The following is a 16,749-nucleotide window of genomic DNA, read 5'->3' as shown; positions in this document are numbered from 1 at the left end:
GATACCCAGTCCCGTTAACGGAGTTCCTCTACCGTCGGCGCCTACTGTGGGATTTCCCAGTTCGGGCCGCAGCTCCCGGGTCCATTCACCTGGCGGCACGTCGCCGGCATCTCACCGCTAACCGACTCTCTGTGCTCGCGCCGGGATCAGGTTACTAGTCCCGTTCACAGCCTTTGGGCGCAATTAAATTGTCAGAAATTATCGCAGCCGCTCCAAGGGTTGGGGCGACCCGGCTAGCTGCCTGAATCCTCGGTCGGGATCAATACGAACTGGCGGGGATCGACGCGTTGCGTGATTCCTTGCCGCAGGTTTGAAATCTGGGTAGACATCGATTCGAGATCGGTTATCGATTCGTAAACGCTGGCAAATCGCAAGTAGGCGATTTCGGACAGCGGTCGCAACCGTTCCATTACCATCCCGCCGATTTCGACGGTCGGAATCTCGTGCAGGGCCAGGCGCGAGATTTCGGCGATCAGGTCGTCGACCAGCGACTCGATCTGATCGCTGGAAACGGGCAATTTGGCGGTGGCGACCCGGACGCTGGCCAGGACCTTGTCCCGCCGGAAAGGTTCGCGGCGGCTGTCGCGCTTGACCACCACCAGGTCGCGCGCGACCGCGCTTTCGCGGGTCTCGTAACGAGTCCCGCAGGCAAGGCACTCACGACGGCGCCAGGAAACGCCGCGCTCGAATTCAAGTTTCGTGGTCCGCGAATTGGGGGAACTGCAGGTCGGGCAGATGAATCGCTCGACTCGCTCGTAGGTCGTAAAGCGCCGCCCGCAGTTGCCGCACTCGCGCCGCCGCCGGGTGGCGTCATCGGCGTGGCGGCTGTCGACCACCCGCAGATCAAGGCTCTGGCAATGCGGACACCACACTCGCTGCCTCCTTGAATCCGTAGGCCCGACCCGGTGGCGGGAGGGAGCGGGCGCTCGCCCCGTTTAAGCCACTCGATCAAATAATGCCTTAGTGGAGGCTCGGTTCCCGTTCGCGGCCGACCCGCGATCCTCGGGCGGACGCGAGAATTGACGGTCGCCTCTGGCGCGATTTCCCTCCCGTTAGCCATCGGCGCCGAACCATCGCACGGCACGGGTGCCGTCACGCGCTGGCCCAGTCGATCGAGAGCGCCCGAACAGCGTAATTCGGACGCGCTGCAAACCAGGCAGGAGCAACTATTGATGCAGGCCGCCGCCACGCTGCCTGGACCGCCTGAGAAGCGGTCGGCCCGCGCCGAGTCATGGCTGACCACCGCGATCCTGATCATGCTGGCCGCCCTGGCGCCGCTCTCGATCGACATGTTCCTGCCGTCGATCCCGGATATCACCGCCGAGTTTGCGGCCGACTCGGCCACCATCCGCCTGGCGGTAACGATGTATCTGCTGGTTTCGGCCGGCGCCGCATTGTTATTTGGACCGATTTCGGACCGTTTCGGGCGGCGGCCGGCCCTGATCGCCGGCATGCTGCTCTACGTGCTGGGCGGGATCGTGTGCTGGGTTTCCCTTTCGGCACCGATGCTGGTCGGGGGACGCATCGTGCAGGGGTTCGGCGGCGGAGTCGGGATGGCGGTCGCCAGCGCCACAGTCATCGACATTTACGGGCGCGACCGGGCGGCGCGGATCCTGGCCATCATGGGCGTGGTGATGTCGCTGGCGCCGATGCTGGCGCCGATAGTCGGCGGTGTTTACCAGGAGACTGTCGGTTGGCGCTGGGTATTCGGAACGCTCACCCTCATGGGCGTTGCCCTGATATCTGTCTACCTGCTTTGGATTCCGGAAACCAATCGCCACAAGGATCCGGACGCACTGCGACTGCGGCGGATTCTGGGCAACTACCGGACTCTGTTCTCGACGCGCGTGTATGTGATTCCGGTAACCCTGTTTGCGGTGACGTTTGCCGGGCACCTGGTGTTCATTTCCACCTCCGCCCTGGTGCTGATTGACGAGATCGGAATCGGTCCGGGACTTTACGGAATCGCGTTCGGAGTCGTTTCCTCCGGATTCATGGCCGGCGGGGCGATCGGCGGCGCGCTGGCCGGCCGCCAGAGCGGCCAGCGGATCATGATCGGCGGCATTGGGATGACCGCCGCGGCCGCGCTCGCGCTGCTGGCGGCGGCCTGGCTGCTGATCGAACCCGGTTCGGGGCTCTACGGGGCCGCGCTGCTGGTGGTACCGATGTTTTTTACCGCCATGGGGGCGGCGATCGTTCGCCCGGTAGCCACCGCGGCCGCACTTACCCCGTTTCGCCAGATGGCCGGACTGGCCTCAGCGGTGTTGGGGTTCTCGATGATGTTGGTCTCCTCCCTTTACGCGATTGGTTTCGCGGCCCTGCTCGAACCGACCGCGCTTTCCATGGCCGGGGCCATCGCCTTGACCGGGGTCGGTTCGTTCCTGCTGGTGCTGCTGGCCGGGCGTCAGATCATGCGCTGATCGGATCGCCGCGTCGGTTTGAGGAATCAGGTGACGGCCGCCACCGGCCCGTCCGATCGCGGTAGATTGCGACGCGGACGCGCCGAATCGCACCTGACAACTGCGATCCTGGTCGCCTTGGCAGCGTTGGCGCCGCTCTCGATCGACATGTTCCTGCCGTCGATCCCGGACATCACCGCCGAATTCGCGTCCGATTCGGCCACCATCCGCCTGACTGTGACCGGGTACCTCCTGGTCTCTGCGACTTCGGCGCTGCTTTTCGGCCCGGTCTCGGACCGGTACGGCCGGCGCCCGGCGTTGGTCGCGGGGTTGACGCTGTACGTCGTCGGCAGCTTATTGGCCTGGTTTTCGATTTCGGCCCCGATGCTGGTGGCGGCGCGGATCGTGCAAGGTTTCGGCGGCGGCGTGAGCATGGCGATCGCCACCGCGACCGTCATCGACGTACATGGCCGGGACCGCGCGGCCCGCATCCTGGCGATCATCGGCGTGGTGATGTCGCTGGCCCCGATGGTGGCCCCGATCGTGGGCGGCATCTATCAGGAAACGGTGGGTTGGCGGTGGGTATTTGCCACCCTGACCCTTCTGGGGGTCGGGCTTATCGCGACCTATCTGGCCTGGATACCGGAAACCAATTTGCGGCCCGACCAAGATGCGCTGCGGCTGCGGCGGGCGGCCCGCAACTACCGCAAGCTGTTCTCCAGCCGGGTCTATGTGGTCCCGGTGGCCCTTTTCGCGCTCACCTTTTCCGGCCACCTGGTCTTCATCTCTACTTCGGCCCTGGTCTTGATCGACCAGGTCGGGATCGGCGCGGGGCTTTTCGGGGTCTCCTTCGGGGTCGCCTCATCCGGACTTATGGCCGGCGGGGCGATCGGCGGAGCGCTGGTAGGCAGGCTCCGCGCAGACCGGATCTTGGTCGCCGGAATCGGACTCGGCGCCGTCGGCTCGCTGGCGCTGCTGGGGGCGGCGCTGCTGCTGATCGAACCCGGAACGGGCATCGTGGGGGCCGCCCTTATCGTGGTGCCGATGTTCTTCGTGCTTTTGGGCACGGCGATGTCCTGGCCGGTCGCCACCGCCACCGCGTTGACCCCCTTCCGGGACATGTCGGGCCTGGCCGCGGCCGTGTTGGAGTTCTCCATGATGGCCGTTTCGTCGATTTATGCGATCGCGTTCGCGGCGCTGCTGGCCCCATCGGCAGTCACGATGGCCGGTGCGATCGCGGTGTCGGGGGTCGGGGCCTTTCTCCTGGTGCTGTTGGCCGGACGCAAGGTTATCCGCTAGGGTTCGACGTAATTCAGAGCGGGGTAGATCCGGCGCGGTGGGATCATTGGCAGAGCGCCTTGGCCCGAACGCAGCGGCCATCGCCAACGCCTAGGACCTGATGCCACCCCCCGCCAACGCGGCCGCTGCCGCGCCGCCCGACGCCAAGCACGACGCCCGCGCCGAATCACGACTGACGACCGCGATCCTCATCGCGCTGTCGGCCCTGGCGCCGCTCTCGATCGACATGTTCCTGCCGTCGATCCCGGACATCACCGCCGAATTTAAGGCCGACTCGGCCACCATTCGGCTGGCGGTGACCATGTACCTGTTGATGTCGGCCACGTCGGCGATGTTGTTCGGGCCGGCGTCGGATCGGTTCGGGCGCCGGCCCGCTCTGGTGGTCGGCATGTCGCTTTACGTCCTGGGCGGCGTTCTGGCCTGGTTTTCTGCTTCGGCCGAGATGTTGGTGGCCGGGCGGATCGTGCAGGGGTTCGGCAGCGGCGCCGGCATGTCGATTGCTCGCGCCACGGTCATCGACGTCTACGGGCGGGAGCGTGCCACCCGGATCATTGCGCTCATGTCGGTGGTCATGGCCCTGGCGCCGATGCTTGCGCCGATCGTCGGCGGCATCTACCAGGAAACCGTCGGCTGGCGCTGGGTATTTGCGACCCTGACCCTGATGGGTATTGTGCTCATTGCGGCATACATCCGCCAAATCCCGGAAACCAATCTGCAACGCGATCCGAGGGCGCTGTACGTGCCTCAAATCCTGCGCAATTACCGGACGCTTTTTTCCACCCGCGCCTACGTCGTGCCGGTCGCGTTGGTCGCGATCGTATTCGCCGGGCACCTCACGTTCATATCCACTTCCGCCCTGGTGCTGATCGACGACATCGGAATCTCTCCCGGGATGTACGGGTTGGCATTCGGGATCGTCTCGGCCGGCTTGATGGCCGGCGGAGCCATTAGCGGGGCTCTGGTCGGCAGGGTTTCGGGCCCCGTGCTGTTGTTCGGCGGAATGATCCTGACCGCGGTCGGCGGTTCGACGATGTACCTCCTGGCGTTGCTGGTGCGCGAACCCGGCTCGGCCCTCGTCGGGGCGGCCCTCATCGTGGTTCCGATGTTCTTCACCACGATGGGTGCCTCGGTGGCCAGGCCGGTAATCACGGTGGCGGCGTTGACTCCGTTCCGCCACATGGCCGGATTGGCCGCGGCGGTGATGGGGTTTTCGCAAATGCTGGTCTCCTCGCTCTACGCGATCGTTTTTGCGGCCCTTTTTGCCCCCACCGTATTGACTATGACCGGGGCGATCGCCTTCACCGGCATCGTCGTCCTGACCCTGGCAACCGTAGCCGGCCGTGGCATCACCCGTTGACCGCGACCGGCTGACTCAAGCCAGGGAGTTGCAGAAGCGGCTGCAGCAGCAGGTCCGGATCGAACCGCTGGACGCATCACCTGCGCGGGTGGCGGGAATTGACGTCCATTTCGAGCCGAATGGCGATCGCGCGTGGGGTTCGGCTTGCGTGGTGTCCTGCCCGGATTTGCAGGTAATCGAATGCAAAATTGCCGCGGCCGCGATTGACTTCCCTTATCGAACCGGCTATCTGTCATTCCGCGAATTGCCGGCCGTGGCCGCGGTCCTGACCGCGCTTGCCGAACGCCCCGACCTGCTGCTGCTCGACGGCCATGGCATCGCCCACCCTCGCCGTTTCGGTCTGGCGTGCCATGCCGGCGTCGAATTTGACCTGCCGGCCGTCGGCTGCGCCAAGTCGCGTCTCTGCGGCCGGTTCGTCGATCCCGACAAGGAGGCCCTCGCGCGGTCTGACCTGACGGATGGAGCGGAGGTGCTGGGCAAGGTCCTGCGCTCGCGGGCCGCGGTCAAGCCGATATTCGTCTCGGTCGGTCACCGAATCACGCTGGACCAGGCGGTCGATGCGGTAATCGGGTGCCTGGACGGATTCCGGATCCCGCTTCCCCTGCGTATGGCCCACAACCGCGCCCGGTCGGCGGCCCGGAACGGCGGCGTGTAGGTCCATGGACAATCGCCGCGCCTACGACGACGTCGCCGCCCACTACGACCTCGAGTACCCGGGCCCGCGGACCGGCGAGCTGGAATTCTGGCAAGGCCAGCTGCCGGCGCCGGACTCGAAGGTGCTTGAACTCGCCTGCGGTTCGGGGCGCCTGCTGGCGCCCCTCGCCCGGGGAGGTGCCGTGATGACCGGCATCGATTCCTCACCGGCGATGCTGGCCCGGGCCCGCGAACGGCTTCGCGCCGATCCGGCGGTATGCGGTTTCGGCGCCAGACTCCATCTCCAGTCGATGCAGGATCTGGAACTGGAAGACGAGTTCAGTCTGGTCATGGCCGCGTTCAACGCGCTTCTGCTGGTGCCGCACCGCGAGCTGCCGCTGGTTCTGGAACGGGTCCGGTCGCATCTGGATAGGGGCGGAAAGCTGGTGGCGGAACTGTTCGCGATGACCGGATTTGACGCCCTGCCCGATGAAGAGTCGGCACCGTTGGCGGGCGGCTCGGGTTCGTGGTGGCGGGATAGGAGTTACCGCTACGATCCCGATTTGCGGGCCGGAATCTCGCACGTCAGTTACCGCCACGGGCGTGGACGGATTGCCAGCCAGCACAGCTACGGACTGCATCTCCACAGCTGGCCGGAACTGGAAACCCAGCTGGTCGGGTCGGGTTTCTGGATCGAATCCCTATACGGAGGATTCGACCGCCGCCCGTTCCGCGATGCCGGAGGCCAGTTGATCTTCGTCGCCCGGCCGTCCGATTGAACCGCCGCTGGTCCCCAAAATTAAAATCCGATCAGGGGCACGAAACAGCCACGGGCAAATTGGCCCCGACCAGCAGACGACCGGAGGCGGAATGGCTTCGACCGAGGCCGACAAGCGACCGCGCAGCCGCGAAAAAGTCTTCGTGGTCCGCTGTCCGGACGGCCAAGAGCTTGCGATCCGCAAGGCGCGCCTGCGCTGGACCGACAGTTTCACCTGCAAGTGCGGTACCGTGCTTTCGCTTGACGAGGTCCTGGATCAACTCCACGAACAAGGCCATGACGTTCATGACCTTGCGCGCGGCCGCGGCAAATTCCGCGAGCGCGTGCAGGGCCTGCCGATGCCGCAGGGCGGGTCGTTCGTGGCCGGCGAAACGCTGCAGCGGTCGGACGACGCCGGCCGGTCCGGTTCCCGGATCTGGCGCTTCAAACCGGTCGAGCGGGCGCGTCCCTTCGAGAAGGGCTTTTCCAAGGTCCGCTGAAAAGTTCAGCGGTCCGGTTTAGCTTCCGTCTAGCTGATCTCCAGCGTCGGGTCGAGCCCGAACCACGAACTGCCGCCGGACGAATTCCCCCAGGCCAATAGATCGGCGAACGAGACAGTCATCCCCGCGTCATCGCTTGCCCTGGCGGACAGGGAGCCATCCCGGACCGCGGCGGCGACCAGGTCCACCGGCAAGTCGAGCAGTTCGGCTGCGGCCAGCATTGTCAATGGGCCTTCAAGGGCGTTCCTGAGCGCCTCTGACTTGGCGGCCAGGACGGCGTCGGCGTAGCGCTCAAGGCCCGCCCGCGGCAGCCGTCCCAGCGACTGACGATCGCGGGTCCACTCGAGGACCCATTCGCCGTCGGAGAGTTCCAGCGTGAAGTAGGTGTCCGGATCTTCGCCGAGGGCCCGACGTGCGGCCAGGAACTGACCGTCGACGCCGGGCAGCGTGCTGGGGCCGCGGGCCGCTAGGCGCGAGATCATCAGTTCGCGCAGGGTTGCGTCGGTTGAAGCGGCCATGTTAACTCGATTCGATGATGCCGGGAATGACGATGTCCCAGAGACCGGACATCCCGCCGCCGGCGATTACCGCGTCGGCGTATTCCTCGGCGTTGTCGGAGGGGATGTAGCCGAGGTCGGCGACCGCCGAGGTGATGTCCCAGTAAGAGCGGGCGTTGTTGGAGACGCCGTAGTAGACGCCGAAGGAGATCCCCGCGGTTTCGACCGAGCGGGTTACCAAGTCGATCAGGTCGCGGTCGGACAGCCAAGTCGAAAGGATCCGCCGCCCCTCCCATTCGGTCGGTTTGGCCCGGTACTTGTAGCTGCCGATCCGCAAGCAGACCACTTCCATCCCGTAGCGGTCGGAATAGTAGTTGCCGAGCGCTTCGCCGTAGACCTTGGCGGCGCCGTAAAAGCCGTCCGGACGGTATCCGACGTCCGGCCCGGCCGCCTGCCCGGCCAGCTCCTGCCAGCCGGCGGCATGGTTGGAGCTGGCGAAGATGAAGCGCTTGACGCCGGCCAGCCGAGTCGCCTCGTACGCCGCGTACAGGTCGATGATGTTCGACCGCAGGTACGGTTCGAATTCGTCGGTGTCGTGGTTGGCCTTGCCGTGCATGTGGACGATCGCGTCCTGGCCCGAAAATGCCGCAACCGTCTCGTCCATGTCCGAGAAATCCAGCTCGATGAACCGCGGATCCGGATTGGAACTGCGCGAGGTTGCGGTCAATTCCCAGCGGTTGCTCAGATCCTCCATGATCGTGCGGCCGATCTGACCGGTCGCACCGGTGACCAGCACCTTCAATTTGGACATCGCGCCCCCGTGTTTTAACCTCGGGGCCATTATCGTTATTTGGGGCCTGGAATCGCCAGCGACCGCATCCGAGGGGGAGATGTCATAGCTGCCAAATTAGCCGTCGGTCTTTGCGCCAACGCGCACGTGCGGGCCGAGTACATCGGGGTAGGCGACCTCGCCCGCCTCGGAGATTTCGCCAGCTTTGACTGGCTTGAGTCGGATCTCGAATCCGAATGGCATCGGCCGCCCCCGTACGACGCCCACGCCGAAGCCGCCCTGGCCGAATTCGCGCTTGGACTTGACGCGTTGATCGTTTGCCATGGGTCACCGCGCATCACCGGTTCGCTGCTGTCGATGACCCCGCGCCTGCGCCTGGTCGGCGAGCTGGAAGGCGACCGGCTGGCGCGCCGGATCGACGTGGCGGCTTGCTCGGCCCGCGGCGTTGTCGCGGTCGATACGACGCAGGGTTCCTCGTACCCCGTCTCCGAATGGGCCCTGGCGTTGATGATGATCGGCCTGCGCGACGCCGGGGCGTTGTATCGGCGGATCATCAATCACGAGGACGTTCCTTCAGGCGACACCCGTCCCGACCTGCCTTTCTACCGGCGCGGCGAGCTCGAGGGAAAGACCGTGAGCATGCTCGGTTGCGGGCACATCGGGCGGCGCTTGATCGAGTACCTGAGACCGTTCAAAACCCCAATCCTGGTCCACGATCCCTACATCCCGATCGAGACCGCCGACGCGATCGGGTTCGAGTTGGTCGGCTGGGAGGCGGCCTTCGCCCTGGCCGACGTTGTCGTCTGCCTTCTGCCATTGACCCCGGCCACCCGGCACAGGATTGGCTGGGCCGAGTTAGACCTGATCCGCCCCGACTGTGTTTTCGTGAACGTCTCGCGCGGCGCGGTGGTGGATTCCGATGCCCTGATCGAGCGCTGCCGGGAAGGCGACATCAGCGTCTGCCTGGACGTCTTCGATCCCGACACGATCCCGATCGATTCGGAGATCCGCGACCTGCCGAACGTGTTCATCTCCCCGCACATCGCCGGCAACACGCGGGCCTCGCGGACGCGTTTTTTCGAGTTGATGGTCGATGAGATCGACCGCCTGCGAAAGGGGTACGAGCCCCGTTTCCAGCTCAGCGACCGGACGCTGGCCAACCGCGCCGGCGACCCGCCTCCGCCGCGTGGGTGACTCGATGCGTCGCAAGTACCGGGCCCTAAACGACGCGGTTTACGACCATATGACCGCGGTCAGCATGCCGCCGGACGAGTTGCTGTCGGACCTGATCGCCGAAACCGACGAATTGACCAAGGACTGGGCCGGAATGCAGATTTCGCCGGCGCAGGGATCGTTCATGAATTTGCTGACCCGCCTGATCGGTGCCCGAACAGCCCTGGAACTGGGAACCTTCACGGGTTACTCGTCGATCTGCATTGCCCGGGCGCTCCCGCCCGACGGAAAGCTGATCTGCTGCGACGACAGCCCCGAATGGACCTGCGTGGCGGAGCGCTACTGGCGTCGCGCCGGGCTCTCGGACCGGATCGAATTGCGCCAAGGCGAAGCGCTGCCGATAGTCCGCGCCATGCCGAAACGGGAACAGTTCGACCTGGCGTTCCTCGATGCCGACAAGAGTTCGAACTGGCTCTACTACGAAGAGGTCCTGCCGCGCCTGCGTCCGGGCGGAGTGATCCTGATCGACAATGCGCTTTCCGGGGTGGATTCCGAAGACTCCGAGCGGTCCCTGCGAGCGCGCGAGCTAAACGAGCGCATCAGCGCCGACCAGCGCACCGACTCGGTCCTCCTGCCGATTTCCGACGGGCTCACGTTCGCGCTGAAGCGCTAAGTTCCGAAGCGCGCGAGGATTCATTCCCGGTGGTGCTAGCAATTCCGGAATGTACTCCTGCAATTTGAGACGAGCGAACACGAAATGTTGGGCAAGTCGCGATCTGCGCACCTCTAATGCCGATGATTGCACTCAGCTGGCTGGGGAGATAAACACCGCCGCCGCGGTCGTTTCGACAAGCCGCCCAAGAAACGCTAGGAGTGCTTCAAGAATTGCGGGATTCCGGCAACAAAGTTACCGGGACGATTGCCCGCAGGGAAGCTCGGGATCGGCTAGCCAATTCCAAAGCAGGGAATGTAGTCGAATCGCTGATTGAACGGCAATTGGGTTCGACCTCTGATTGCTGACAGCCCCTTCCCCTAGCGTGGTCGGAAATCTGCCTCACGAGTGTCAACGGTTCTTTTGAGTATTAGTATGTAGTAGCCATATAAGGTGGTATGGGACGTATGGGTACGCATGAAAACCACGATCGATATAGATGACGAGCTACTTCGCCAAGCCAAAAATCTGGGAAAAATGACGGGCCGTCCGCTGCGGTCGGTGGTTGAAGAAGGCTTGCGAATCGTCTTGCAGGCCAATAGCCGGCGACCTCGCTACCGATTGCCGGACCTGAGCGTCGGATCGGAAAGCCGTCCCGACCCATTGGAGAAGTACTCCTGGCAGGAGTTGCGGGACGTAATTTACGGGGATGACGAATTACGTTGATCGCGGTGGACACCAACGTACTCGTGTATGCCCACCGCCGCGAGTCCAACAAACACCGTGCGGCGGCGCGGTTGCTGCAGACGTTGGCCGAAGGCGATGCCCCCTGGGCAATCCCCTGGCCTGTTTGCTCTGAATTCCTAAGCGTCGTGACGAATGCTCGCTTTTGGGGCAGAGAGTCGATTGACCGCGATGCCGCGTGGAGGCAATTGAATGCGTGGGCTTGCTCACCGTCAGTAAAGATGCTCTCCGAAACTGATGGTTTTCTTGCCGTATTCGAAAGAATCGCGCGGCGTCCTCGTGTCAACGGGCGGGTCGTGCACGATGCCAGGATTGCGGCCATTTGCATTGCTTGGGGCACAGAAGTTCTATTGACATGTGATCGGGACTTCAGTTTGTTCCCCGAGCTCAAAACCCGGGACCCGCTCCAACCCGATTGACTCTGTAACGGCCGGCGACGACGGCGCCGTGGCCATCGCAATAGCCCATCAACTGCCTGGCCGCTGGATCGCGCGCCGGACGATCTAGGAGCGCGTGCGCTCCCCGGTGCGGTTGGTTCTAATTGGTTTGCCCCGATCCAAGCCCGTTTCTCCCCGCACCATGAACACGCGCCATCGCACGCACTACCACTTTCAGCCGGCCGCCAACTGGATGAACGACCCCAACGGGCTGATCCAGCATCGCGGCATGCATCACATGTTTTTTCAACACAATCCCGACAACCCCTGGGCGGAGCGGATCCACTGGGGGCACGCCCGGTCTGAGAACCTGATCGACTGGCAGATCCTGCCGATTGCCCTTTCGCCCGGCCAGGTCGGTGCCGACCCACTCTCCTGCTACTCGGGTTGTGCGGTGAGCAACGACGGCCAGCCGGTGATCATTTACACCGGCGTGGCCCCCGAACGGGCCTGCGTCGCGTTCGGTAACGAAGATTTGAGCGAGCTAGAAAAATACGGCGGCAATCCGGTTATCGCCGGCCCTCCGCGCGGTTTGACCACCCCGGGGTTCCGTGACCACTCGGTCTGGCGCGAGGACGGGGGTTGGCGGATGATCATCGGCTCCGGCGAAAGCGGCCGGTCCGGTCTGGCGCTCGGGTACCGGTCGCCCGATCTACTCGGCTGGGAATACGACGGAGTCTTTGCCTCTTCAATTGGCCAGGAAAGCTCGCCGATGTGGGAATGCCCCGATTTCTTCACGGCTGGCGGACGCGATTTCCTAGTCGTGAGCATGCACCCCGATCGACGGGTTTTCTACTACACCGCGCCCGACCACGGGCGGGTCTTCGAAGGCGCGCCGGGCGGTCGCGTCGATCTGGGCCAGGCTTTGTATGCCCCGCAGAGCTACACCGATCAAACCGGTCGCCGGATCATGTTTGGCTGGCTGCAGGAAGAGCGGCCCCGGCAGCTGCAGGTCGACGCCGGTTGGTCTGGCGCGCAGAGTCTGCCGCGGGTGCTGGGCAGCGACCGGGCCGGCCGGCTGGTGTGCAGTCCGGCGCCTGAAGTCGATGCGCTGCGCATTTCCGCAACCCCCGACTGGCGCGAACCGGGCCAAGTTGCTGGCGACCGCATCGAAATCATTGCGCGTTTTTCGTGGGTCGAGAACGGTGTTTGCGGGCTGAGCGTTCTGGATTCGGGCGACGGCCTCGAGCGGACTGAAATCACCTATGGCTTTGCCAACGATTGGCTGACCCTTGATGCGTCTGGATCCAGCCTCGAAGCGCGCAACCACCGCACCGTGTCCGGAGGACGACTGCATTTGCCGCCGGGCGAAGACGTTGAGCTGCGGGTGTTCGTCGACGCCTCGGTCGTCGAAGTGTTCGCCAACGGCCGGGCCGGCGCCCTGCGCGCCTACCCTGAGCTGGACCAGAGCATCGGGACCCGCGTGATTTCGCGAATCGATGACCCCGGGATCCCGGTCCGCGAGGCCGACCTCGATAACCTGACCGGTTTTGCGGCCTGGAGGCTGCGCGAGGCAAGCCCGGGCCAATAACATGGTGCGCCCCCGCCCGCGCATTGGAGAAGCCAGTGTCCGAACTGACCGTAATCGCCCACATCACCACCGATCCGTCCAAGACAGAGCAGTTCATCGAAATCTTCAGTGAGAACCTCATCAACGTGCACGAGGAAGCGGGCTGCCTGCACTACACGCTGCACCGCAACACGGAGGATCCGGAAAAACTGGTGGTGGTGGAGCGCTGGACCTCCGCCGAGGCACTTGCCGAGCACGCCGTCGCACCGCACATGAACGCCATGCGTGAGAAGGCGGCCGGCATGTCGCTCAACACCGAAGTTCTCAAGTTCGCCAAGATCGACGCCCCGGGGATGCCCGAAAAGTCGAACATCTGAACTTGACCGCTTTCACGGCCGTGCCCGGCGTGCAGCCAACACGAAGCAGTCGCGCCGGCTTCTAGAATCGATTTCCGCCAGGATATCGGCGGGCGGCGAGGTTGTTGTCGGTCGGAATGAGAGATTCCACGTTGTGGATCGGGCGACCTGTGGTCACCGGATCGCGGTCGCGCACGCTGGTTCTCGCCTTGATCTGCGCCGCCGCGATGTCGCTCAGCGGATGCGACCTGCTGCCCACGACGCCCGAACCGACCGTGGCGCCCAACCCGACTGCCGCGCCGCCGGCCACCGTCCCCACCGAGTCGCCCGAACCGCCGCCGGATAAGGCGCCGACTCCCACGCCGGTGGTTACGGTGCCGCCTCAGCCGACGCCAACGCAACCGGTCCCACCCGCGCCGACCGCCCCTCCCCCGACCCTGACTCCGACCCGGGTAGTTCCGACTCAGTCCCCGACCGTGGCAGTGCGCGGCCGCGTGGGCACGGCGGCGGTCGCCCGATCGATCGACTCGCAGCAGCGGCCGCGCGAGCGAGCCACCGAATTCGATGCCGGCGAACGGGTCTACGTCTCGGCCGAGTTCATCGGGATTGGCGCCGGCTCGACCATTGGAATCGCCTGGAAACGGGGCGATGAACCGGTGTTCGTCTACGAGCAGCCGGTGCAGTCGGCATTCACGCGAGGCTATTTCGCCTTTTACCTGGACCCCGGCGATGCCATCCCGGGCGCCTACTCGGCGGACGTCCTAATTGACGGCCAGGTTCAGCGCGAAGTGGCGTTTACGATTCGCGGGTAGCGCAGGCGCAGCGAATTCCCCAGCACCAGCAGGATGCTGAGCCCCATCGCCGCCGCAGCCAGGACCGGATTGAACTGAAAGCCAAGCACCGGGTAGAAGATCCCGGTGGCCAGCGCGACCAGCAGAAAAGTGCTGCCGAACGCGATTGCAAGGTTGGAATTCACGGCCGTGCGGACTTTGGCGATAAGCGTGAATGCCGCCGCAATCCGCTCCAGCCCGCCGGCAACGATGCTCATTTGAGCAGCGTGCGCGGCCAGGTCGGATCCTGTTCCGATCGCGATTCCGACATCGGCGCGGCCCAGGGCGGGGGCATCGTTTACCCCATCCCCGACCATTGCGACACAGTGGCCCTCGCTCTTCAATTCGGCGACGAGCTCGGCTTTCTGGTTCGGGCTCTGATCGGAGTGGACGCGTTCAATCCCCACCGCCGCGGCTACCCTGGCCGCCGCCGGCGCGCGGTCGCCGGTTACCAGGATCGGTTCAATGCCGGCGCGTCTCAGCCGCGTGATCTCATCGGCCGCCTCGTCTCGGATTTCGTCCTCTAGCGCAAAGCTGGCCACTGCCCGACCGTTAACCGCCACCTGTGCGATTGCATAACCGACGTCGCCGGAGACTTCGATAGGGCCAACCGAATTCCTGCGCAGGAAACCGGGCGAGCCAACCAGCAATTCGGCGCCGTCGACCAGGGCCCGAACTCCGCCACCGAATTCTGCTGAAAACTCTCTCGCGGCCGGAACCGTTAGGCCGCGTCGGCGCGCCACCTCGCAAATCGCCCGACCGATCGGGTGCTCTGAATGGGATTCGGCGGCGGCGGCCAGGGCGATTGCATCGCCGGCGTCCGTTCCCGGAAGGGTTTCAATGTCAACCACCTCCGGGCGACCGTGGGTCAGGGTCCCGGTCTTGTCCAGCATCAGGACTTTGACCCGGCCGGCGGCACCGATGACGGCCGGATCGCGCAGCAGGATTCCGTTGCGGATTCCCAGCGAGATCCCAACCGTCGTGGCGGCCGGTATCGCCAGCCCAATCGCGCACGGGCAGGCGACCACCAGAACCGTAAACAAAGTCCGGAATGCCGCCGCCACACCCTCATCCGGGGCGAGCAGCAGCCAGGCCGCCGACGAAACGATCCCGACCAGCGCGATCACCGGTACGTACCGGGCAATGAACCGGTCCAATGCGGCCTCGCCGTGACTACGGCGGCTGTGGGCGAGCTCTACCTCGCGGACTATCTGGGCCAGCACGGTCCGATCGCATGCCTGCTCGACCTGGACCCGCAGCGATCCGTCGTGGTTGAGCGCCGATCCGATGACCCGATCGCCAGGGCCCTTGGCGACCGGTCGGGATTCCCCGGTCAAGAGGGATTCATCGACGGTTGATCTTCCGGACAAGACCACTCCGTCGAGGGCGATCTGATCGCCGGGCCGAATCACCTGGATATCGCCGGGCCGCAGGTCGCGGATCCTGACGGTGGCGATCTCGCCTTCGCGCTCTACCCGGGCGTCGCCGGAGCCGACCAATTCCAGCAGGGATTCGTACGGTCGGGTGGTGGCCGCCAGGGCCCTATCCTGCAAGTGGTGTCCGAGGGCGACGATAGCAATGACCAAGGCCGCCTCAGCGAGGAACACCTCGCCCGGGGTGGACCCGCTCCAGGCGGCGCGTCCGATCTCAATCGCGCTCCACAGCAGCGCCATTCCCGTGCTCATCGACACCAGGGAATTCATATCGAGGTTGCGGGTGCGCACCGCCCGCCAGGCGGCGCGGTGGTAGTCGGATCCCAGCAATGTGAACACCGCCGCCGCCACCAGCCACAGGACCGGCAGGTTGCTCATGAAAGCCGGGGATGGGATCCAGGCTGCCTGGCCCCACAGGACGACCAGTCCGGCCAGGATCCCGGCGACCGGTCCGGACCAGTCCGGCAGCGCATCCGTGAGATCTTCCAAGTGATCCATTAGCCGGTCCCACCATGCGCGGGCTGCGATGGGGCCCGAATCCGGGAAATGCACCTTGCCGGCGGTTTCCGTCCTGACTGCCAGCGGCGTGATGCCGACCGCTTCCAGGGCGGCGTTAATCTGCCCGCGGCCGACATAGTCGGCAAAGTACTGGCACCAAATCTGATCGCCCCGTACTTCGGCTCGCAACAGACCGTCGAGTCCTCCCAGCGCCGCCAGCGCGGCAGGCCGCAAATCTCCGTCTGCGGGGCCGAGGGCTATCTGGGATTCAGCGAATTCGACCTCGTATCCGATGGCGCGAATCCGATCGCTGATTGCGATCGCATCGGTGGCAGCCGGATCGTAGCGGGCAACGACCGCGCGGGTGAGCAACGAGACGTAATGCTCGAGTACTCCGTCACCGGCGACGGCTCTTTCGACGTTTGCACGGCAAGCGGCGCAGGTCATTCCCTGAACCGGGATTTGAACCGTCCGTGGCCGGGATTGCGCTTCAGCTATCACGGCCCAAAGTACCTATTTCCTAATCTCGACCCCACCCTGTTAGGCCAATTATCGAACTTGCCAGCCAGGGCGATCATGATGCCCACCGAAGTACGCGTTGCCTCCGCCGGGCGTGGTCGGAACTCTAGGCGCGGTCCAGTCCCAACACGGCGCGGATGCCGTCGTCGATCGCGTCGGTGAGCGCCCGGGGCAGTCGCCCGGCGCAATCACCCAGCCAGGACCGATCGACCAATTTCAGTCGCAACGGCACCGCAACCGAGTCCACCGGCAATCCCGTTACGGCCGCGTCAAGCAACACATTTCCGGCTAGGCCGGCCCGGTCGGTGTTGGAGATTGGCGGCACCACGTGCGTTTGCCAGAAGTCCACGCCGAGGATTTCGTCG

Annotated in this window: 18 protein-coding genes; 13 read left to right on the top strand and 5 right to left on the bottom strand. The window is 64.8% G+C overall.

The genetic code is table 11. From position 1 onward, the window contains the following. Positions 1-233: 233 nt before the first annotated feature. The gene (gene nrdR, locus F4X41_02755; protein MYB15944.1) at positions 234-872 is read right to left on the bottom strand and encodes a transcriptional repressor NrdR; all 639 of its coding nucleotides are present in this window, start codon (positions 870-872) and stop codon (positions 234-236) included. A gap of 300 nt (positions 873-1,172) precedes the next feature. Between nrdR and F4X41_02750 the strand changes: the two genes are divergently transcribed. The 6 genes from F4X41_02750 (at position 1,173) to F4X41_02725 (ending at position 6,945) form a co-directional block, all read left to right on the top strand. Then, complete coding sequence (locus tag F4X41_02750) at positions 1,173-2,420, top strand: multidrug effflux MFS transporter (protein MYB15943.1); 1,248 nt, start codon at positions 1,173-1,175, stop codon at positions 2,418-2,420. Between the two features lie 18 nt (positions 2,421-2,438). After that, the gene (locus F4X41_02745) at positions 2,439-3,698 is read left to right on the top strand and encodes a multidrug effflux MFS transporter (protein ID MYB15942.1); all 1,260 of its coding nucleotides are present in this window, start codon (positions 2,439-2,441) and stop codon (positions 3,696-3,698) included. Positions 3,699-3,798: 100 nt separating this feature from the next. Next, complete coding sequence (locus F4X41_02740) at positions 3,799-5,055, top strand: multidrug effflux MFS transporter (protein ID MYB15941.1); 1,257 nt, start codon at positions 3,799-3,801, stop codon at positions 5,053-5,055. Then, complete coding sequence (locus tag F4X41_02735) at positions 5,039-5,710, top strand: endonuclease V (protein MYB15940.1); 672 nt, start codon at positions 5,039-5,041, stop codon at positions 5,708-5,710. The genes F4X41_02740 and F4X41_02735 overlap by 17 nt, the downstream gene beginning before the upstream one ends. A 4-nt stretch (positions 5,711-5,714) precedes the next feature. Next, positions 5,715-6,467, top strand: coding sequence for a class I SAM-dependent methyltransferase (locus F4X41_02730; protein ID MYB15939.1), 753 nt, complete (start codon positions 5,715-5,717; stop codon positions 6,465-6,467). Between the two features lie 91 nt (positions 6,468-6,558). Further along, the gene (locus F4X41_02725; protein ID MYB15938.1) at positions 6,559-6,945 is read left to right on the top strand and encodes a hypothetical protein; all 387 of its coding nucleotides are present in this window, start codon (positions 6,559-6,561) and stop codon (positions 6,943-6,945) included. 29 nt (positions 6,946-6,974) lie between these two features. Here the strand turns inward: F4X41_02725 and F4X41_02720 are convergent, their stop codons facing one another. Both F4X41_02720 and F4X41_02715 read right to left on the bottom strand, forming a co-directional pair. Further along, complete coding sequence (locus F4X41_02720) at positions 6,975-7,463, bottom strand: hypothetical protein (GenBank protein ID MYB15937.1); 489 nt, start codon at positions 7,461-7,463, stop codon at positions 6,975-6,977. Position 7,464: 1 nt separating this feature from the next. Further along, the gene (locus F4X41_02715) at positions 7,465-8,283 is read right to left on the bottom strand and encodes an NAD(P)-dependent oxidoreductase (GenBank protein ID MYB15936.1); all 819 of its coding nucleotides are present in this window, start codon (positions 8,281-8,283) and stop codon (positions 7,465-7,467) included. Between the two features lie 96 nt (positions 8,284-8,379). Between F4X41_02715 and F4X41_02710 the strand changes: the two genes are divergently transcribed. The 7 genes from F4X41_02710 (at position 8,380) to F4X41_02680 (ending at position 13,916) form a co-directional block, all read left to right on the top strand. Continuing rightward, positions 8,380-9,426 carry a hypothetical protein gene (locus F4X41_02710; protein MYB15935.1) on the top strand — a complete coding sequence of 349 codons (1,047 nt, stop codon included), beginning with the start codon at positions 8,380-8,382 and terminating at the stop codon, positions 9,424-9,426. 4 nt (positions 9,427-9,430) lie between these two features. Beyond that, positions 9,431-10,078: an SAM-dependent methyltransferase gene (locus F4X41_02705; protein MYB15934.1), complete on the top strand. Its 648-nt coding sequence runs from the start codon at positions 9,431-9,433 to the stop codon at positions 10,076-10,078. A 456-nt stretch (positions 10,079-10,534) separates the two neighbouring features. Further along, positions 10,535-10,783, top strand: coding sequence for a DUF2191 domain-containing protein (locus F4X41_02700; GenBank protein MYB15933.1), 249 nt, complete (start codon positions 10,535-10,537; stop codon positions 10,781-10,783). Next, positions 10,774-11,220, top strand: a complete 447-nt coding sequence (locus tag F4X41_02695; GenBank protein MYB15932.1) for a type II toxin-antitoxin system VapC family toxin — start codon at positions 10,774-10,776, stop codon at positions 11,218-11,220. The genes F4X41_02700 and F4X41_02695 overlap by 10 nt, the downstream gene beginning before the upstream one ends. A 160-nt stretch (positions 11,221-11,380) precedes the next feature. Beyond that, a complete protein-coding gene (locus F4X41_02690; GenBank protein ID MYB15931.1) occupies positions 11,381-12,769 on the top strand; it encodes a glycoside hydrolase family 32 protein in 1,389 nt (462 codons plus the stop codon). 35 nt (positions 12,770-12,804) lie between these two features. Then, positions 12,805-13,125, top strand: coding sequence for an antibiotic biosynthesis monooxygenase (locus F4X41_02685; GenBank protein MYB15930.1), 321 nt, complete (start codon positions 12,805-12,807; stop codon positions 13,123-13,125). Positions 13,126-13,241: 116 nt separating this feature from the next. After that, complete coding sequence (locus tag F4X41_02680) at positions 13,242-13,916, top strand: hypothetical protein (protein MYB15929.1); 675 nt, start codon at positions 13,242-13,244, stop codon at positions 13,914-13,916. On the opposite strand, the gene F4X41_02675 is transcribed toward F4X41_02680, so the two are convergent. Further along, positions 13,883-16,312: a metal-transporting ATPase gene (locus tag F4X41_02675; GenBank protein MYB15928.1), complete on the bottom strand. Its 2,430-nt coding sequence runs from the start codon at positions 16,310-16,312 to the stop codon at positions 13,883-13,885. The genes F4X41_02680 and F4X41_02675 overlap by 34 nt on opposite strands. Positions 16,313-16,490: 178 nt before the next feature. Next, complete coding sequence (locus tag F4X41_02670) at positions 16,491-16,742, bottom strand: type II toxin-antitoxin system PemK/MazF family toxin (GenBank protein MYB15927.1); 252 nt, start codon at positions 16,740-16,742, stop codon at positions 16,491-16,493. Positions 16,743-16,749: the final 7 nt, after the last annotated feature.

The sequence above is a fragment of the Chloroflexota bacterium genome, from assembly GCA_009840625.1.
Classification (GTDB): domain Bacteria; phylum Chloroflexota; class UBA11872; order UBA11872; family VXNJ01; genus VXNJ01.
Note: the sequence above shows the minus strand (reverse complement) of the source record. Positions and strands in the feature narration are given on the sequence as shown.

What these genes read in the sequence shown, in the direction of transcription:
- F4X41_02730 (MYB15939.1), top strand. Translation starts at nt 5,715, where the DNA reads ATGGACAATCGCCGCGCCTACGACGACGTCGCCGCCCACTACGACCTC.
- F4X41_02680 (MYB15929.1), top strand. Translation starts at nt 13,242, where the DNA reads ATGAGAGATTCCACGTTGTGGATCGGGCGACCTGTGGTCACCGGATCG.
- F4X41_02700 (MYB15933.1), top strand. Translation starts at nt 10,535, where the DNA reads ATGAAAACCACGATCGATATAGATGACGAGCTACTTCGCCAAGCCAAA.
- F4X41_02675 (MYB15928.1), bottom strand. Translation starts at nt 16,312, where the DNA reads ATGACCTGCGCCGCTTGCCGTGCAAACGTCGAAAGAGCCGTCGCCGGT.
- F4X41_02720 (MYB15937.1), bottom strand. Translation starts at nt 7,463, where the DNA reads ATGGCCGCTTCAACCGACGCAACCCTGCGCGAACTGATGATCTCGCGC.
- F4X41_02705 (MYB15934.1), top strand. Translation starts at nt 9,431, where the DNA reads ATGCGTCGCAAGTACCGGGCCCTAAACGACGCGGTTTACGACCATATG.
- F4X41_02725 (MYB15938.1), top strand. Translation starts at nt 6,559, where the DNA reads ATGGCTTCGACCGAGGCCGACAAGCGACCGCGCAGCCGCGAAAAAGTC.
- F4X41_02715 (MYB15936.1), bottom strand. Translation starts at nt 8,283, where the DNA reads ATGGCCCCGAGGTTAAAACACGGGGGCGCGATGTCCAAATTGAAGGTG.
- F4X41_02750 (MYB15943.1), top strand. Translation starts at nt 1,173, where the DNA reads ATGCAGGCCGCCGCCACGCTGCCTGGACCGCCTGAGAAGCGGTCGGCC.
- F4X41_02740 (MYB15941.1), top strand. Translation starts at nt 3,799, where the DNA reads ATGCCACCCCCCGCCAACGCGGCCGCTGCCGCGCCGCCCGACGCCAAG.
- F4X41_02690 (MYB15931.1), top strand. Translation starts at nt 11,381, where the DNA reads ATGAACACGCGCCATCGCACGCACTACCACTTTCAGCCGGCCGCCAAC.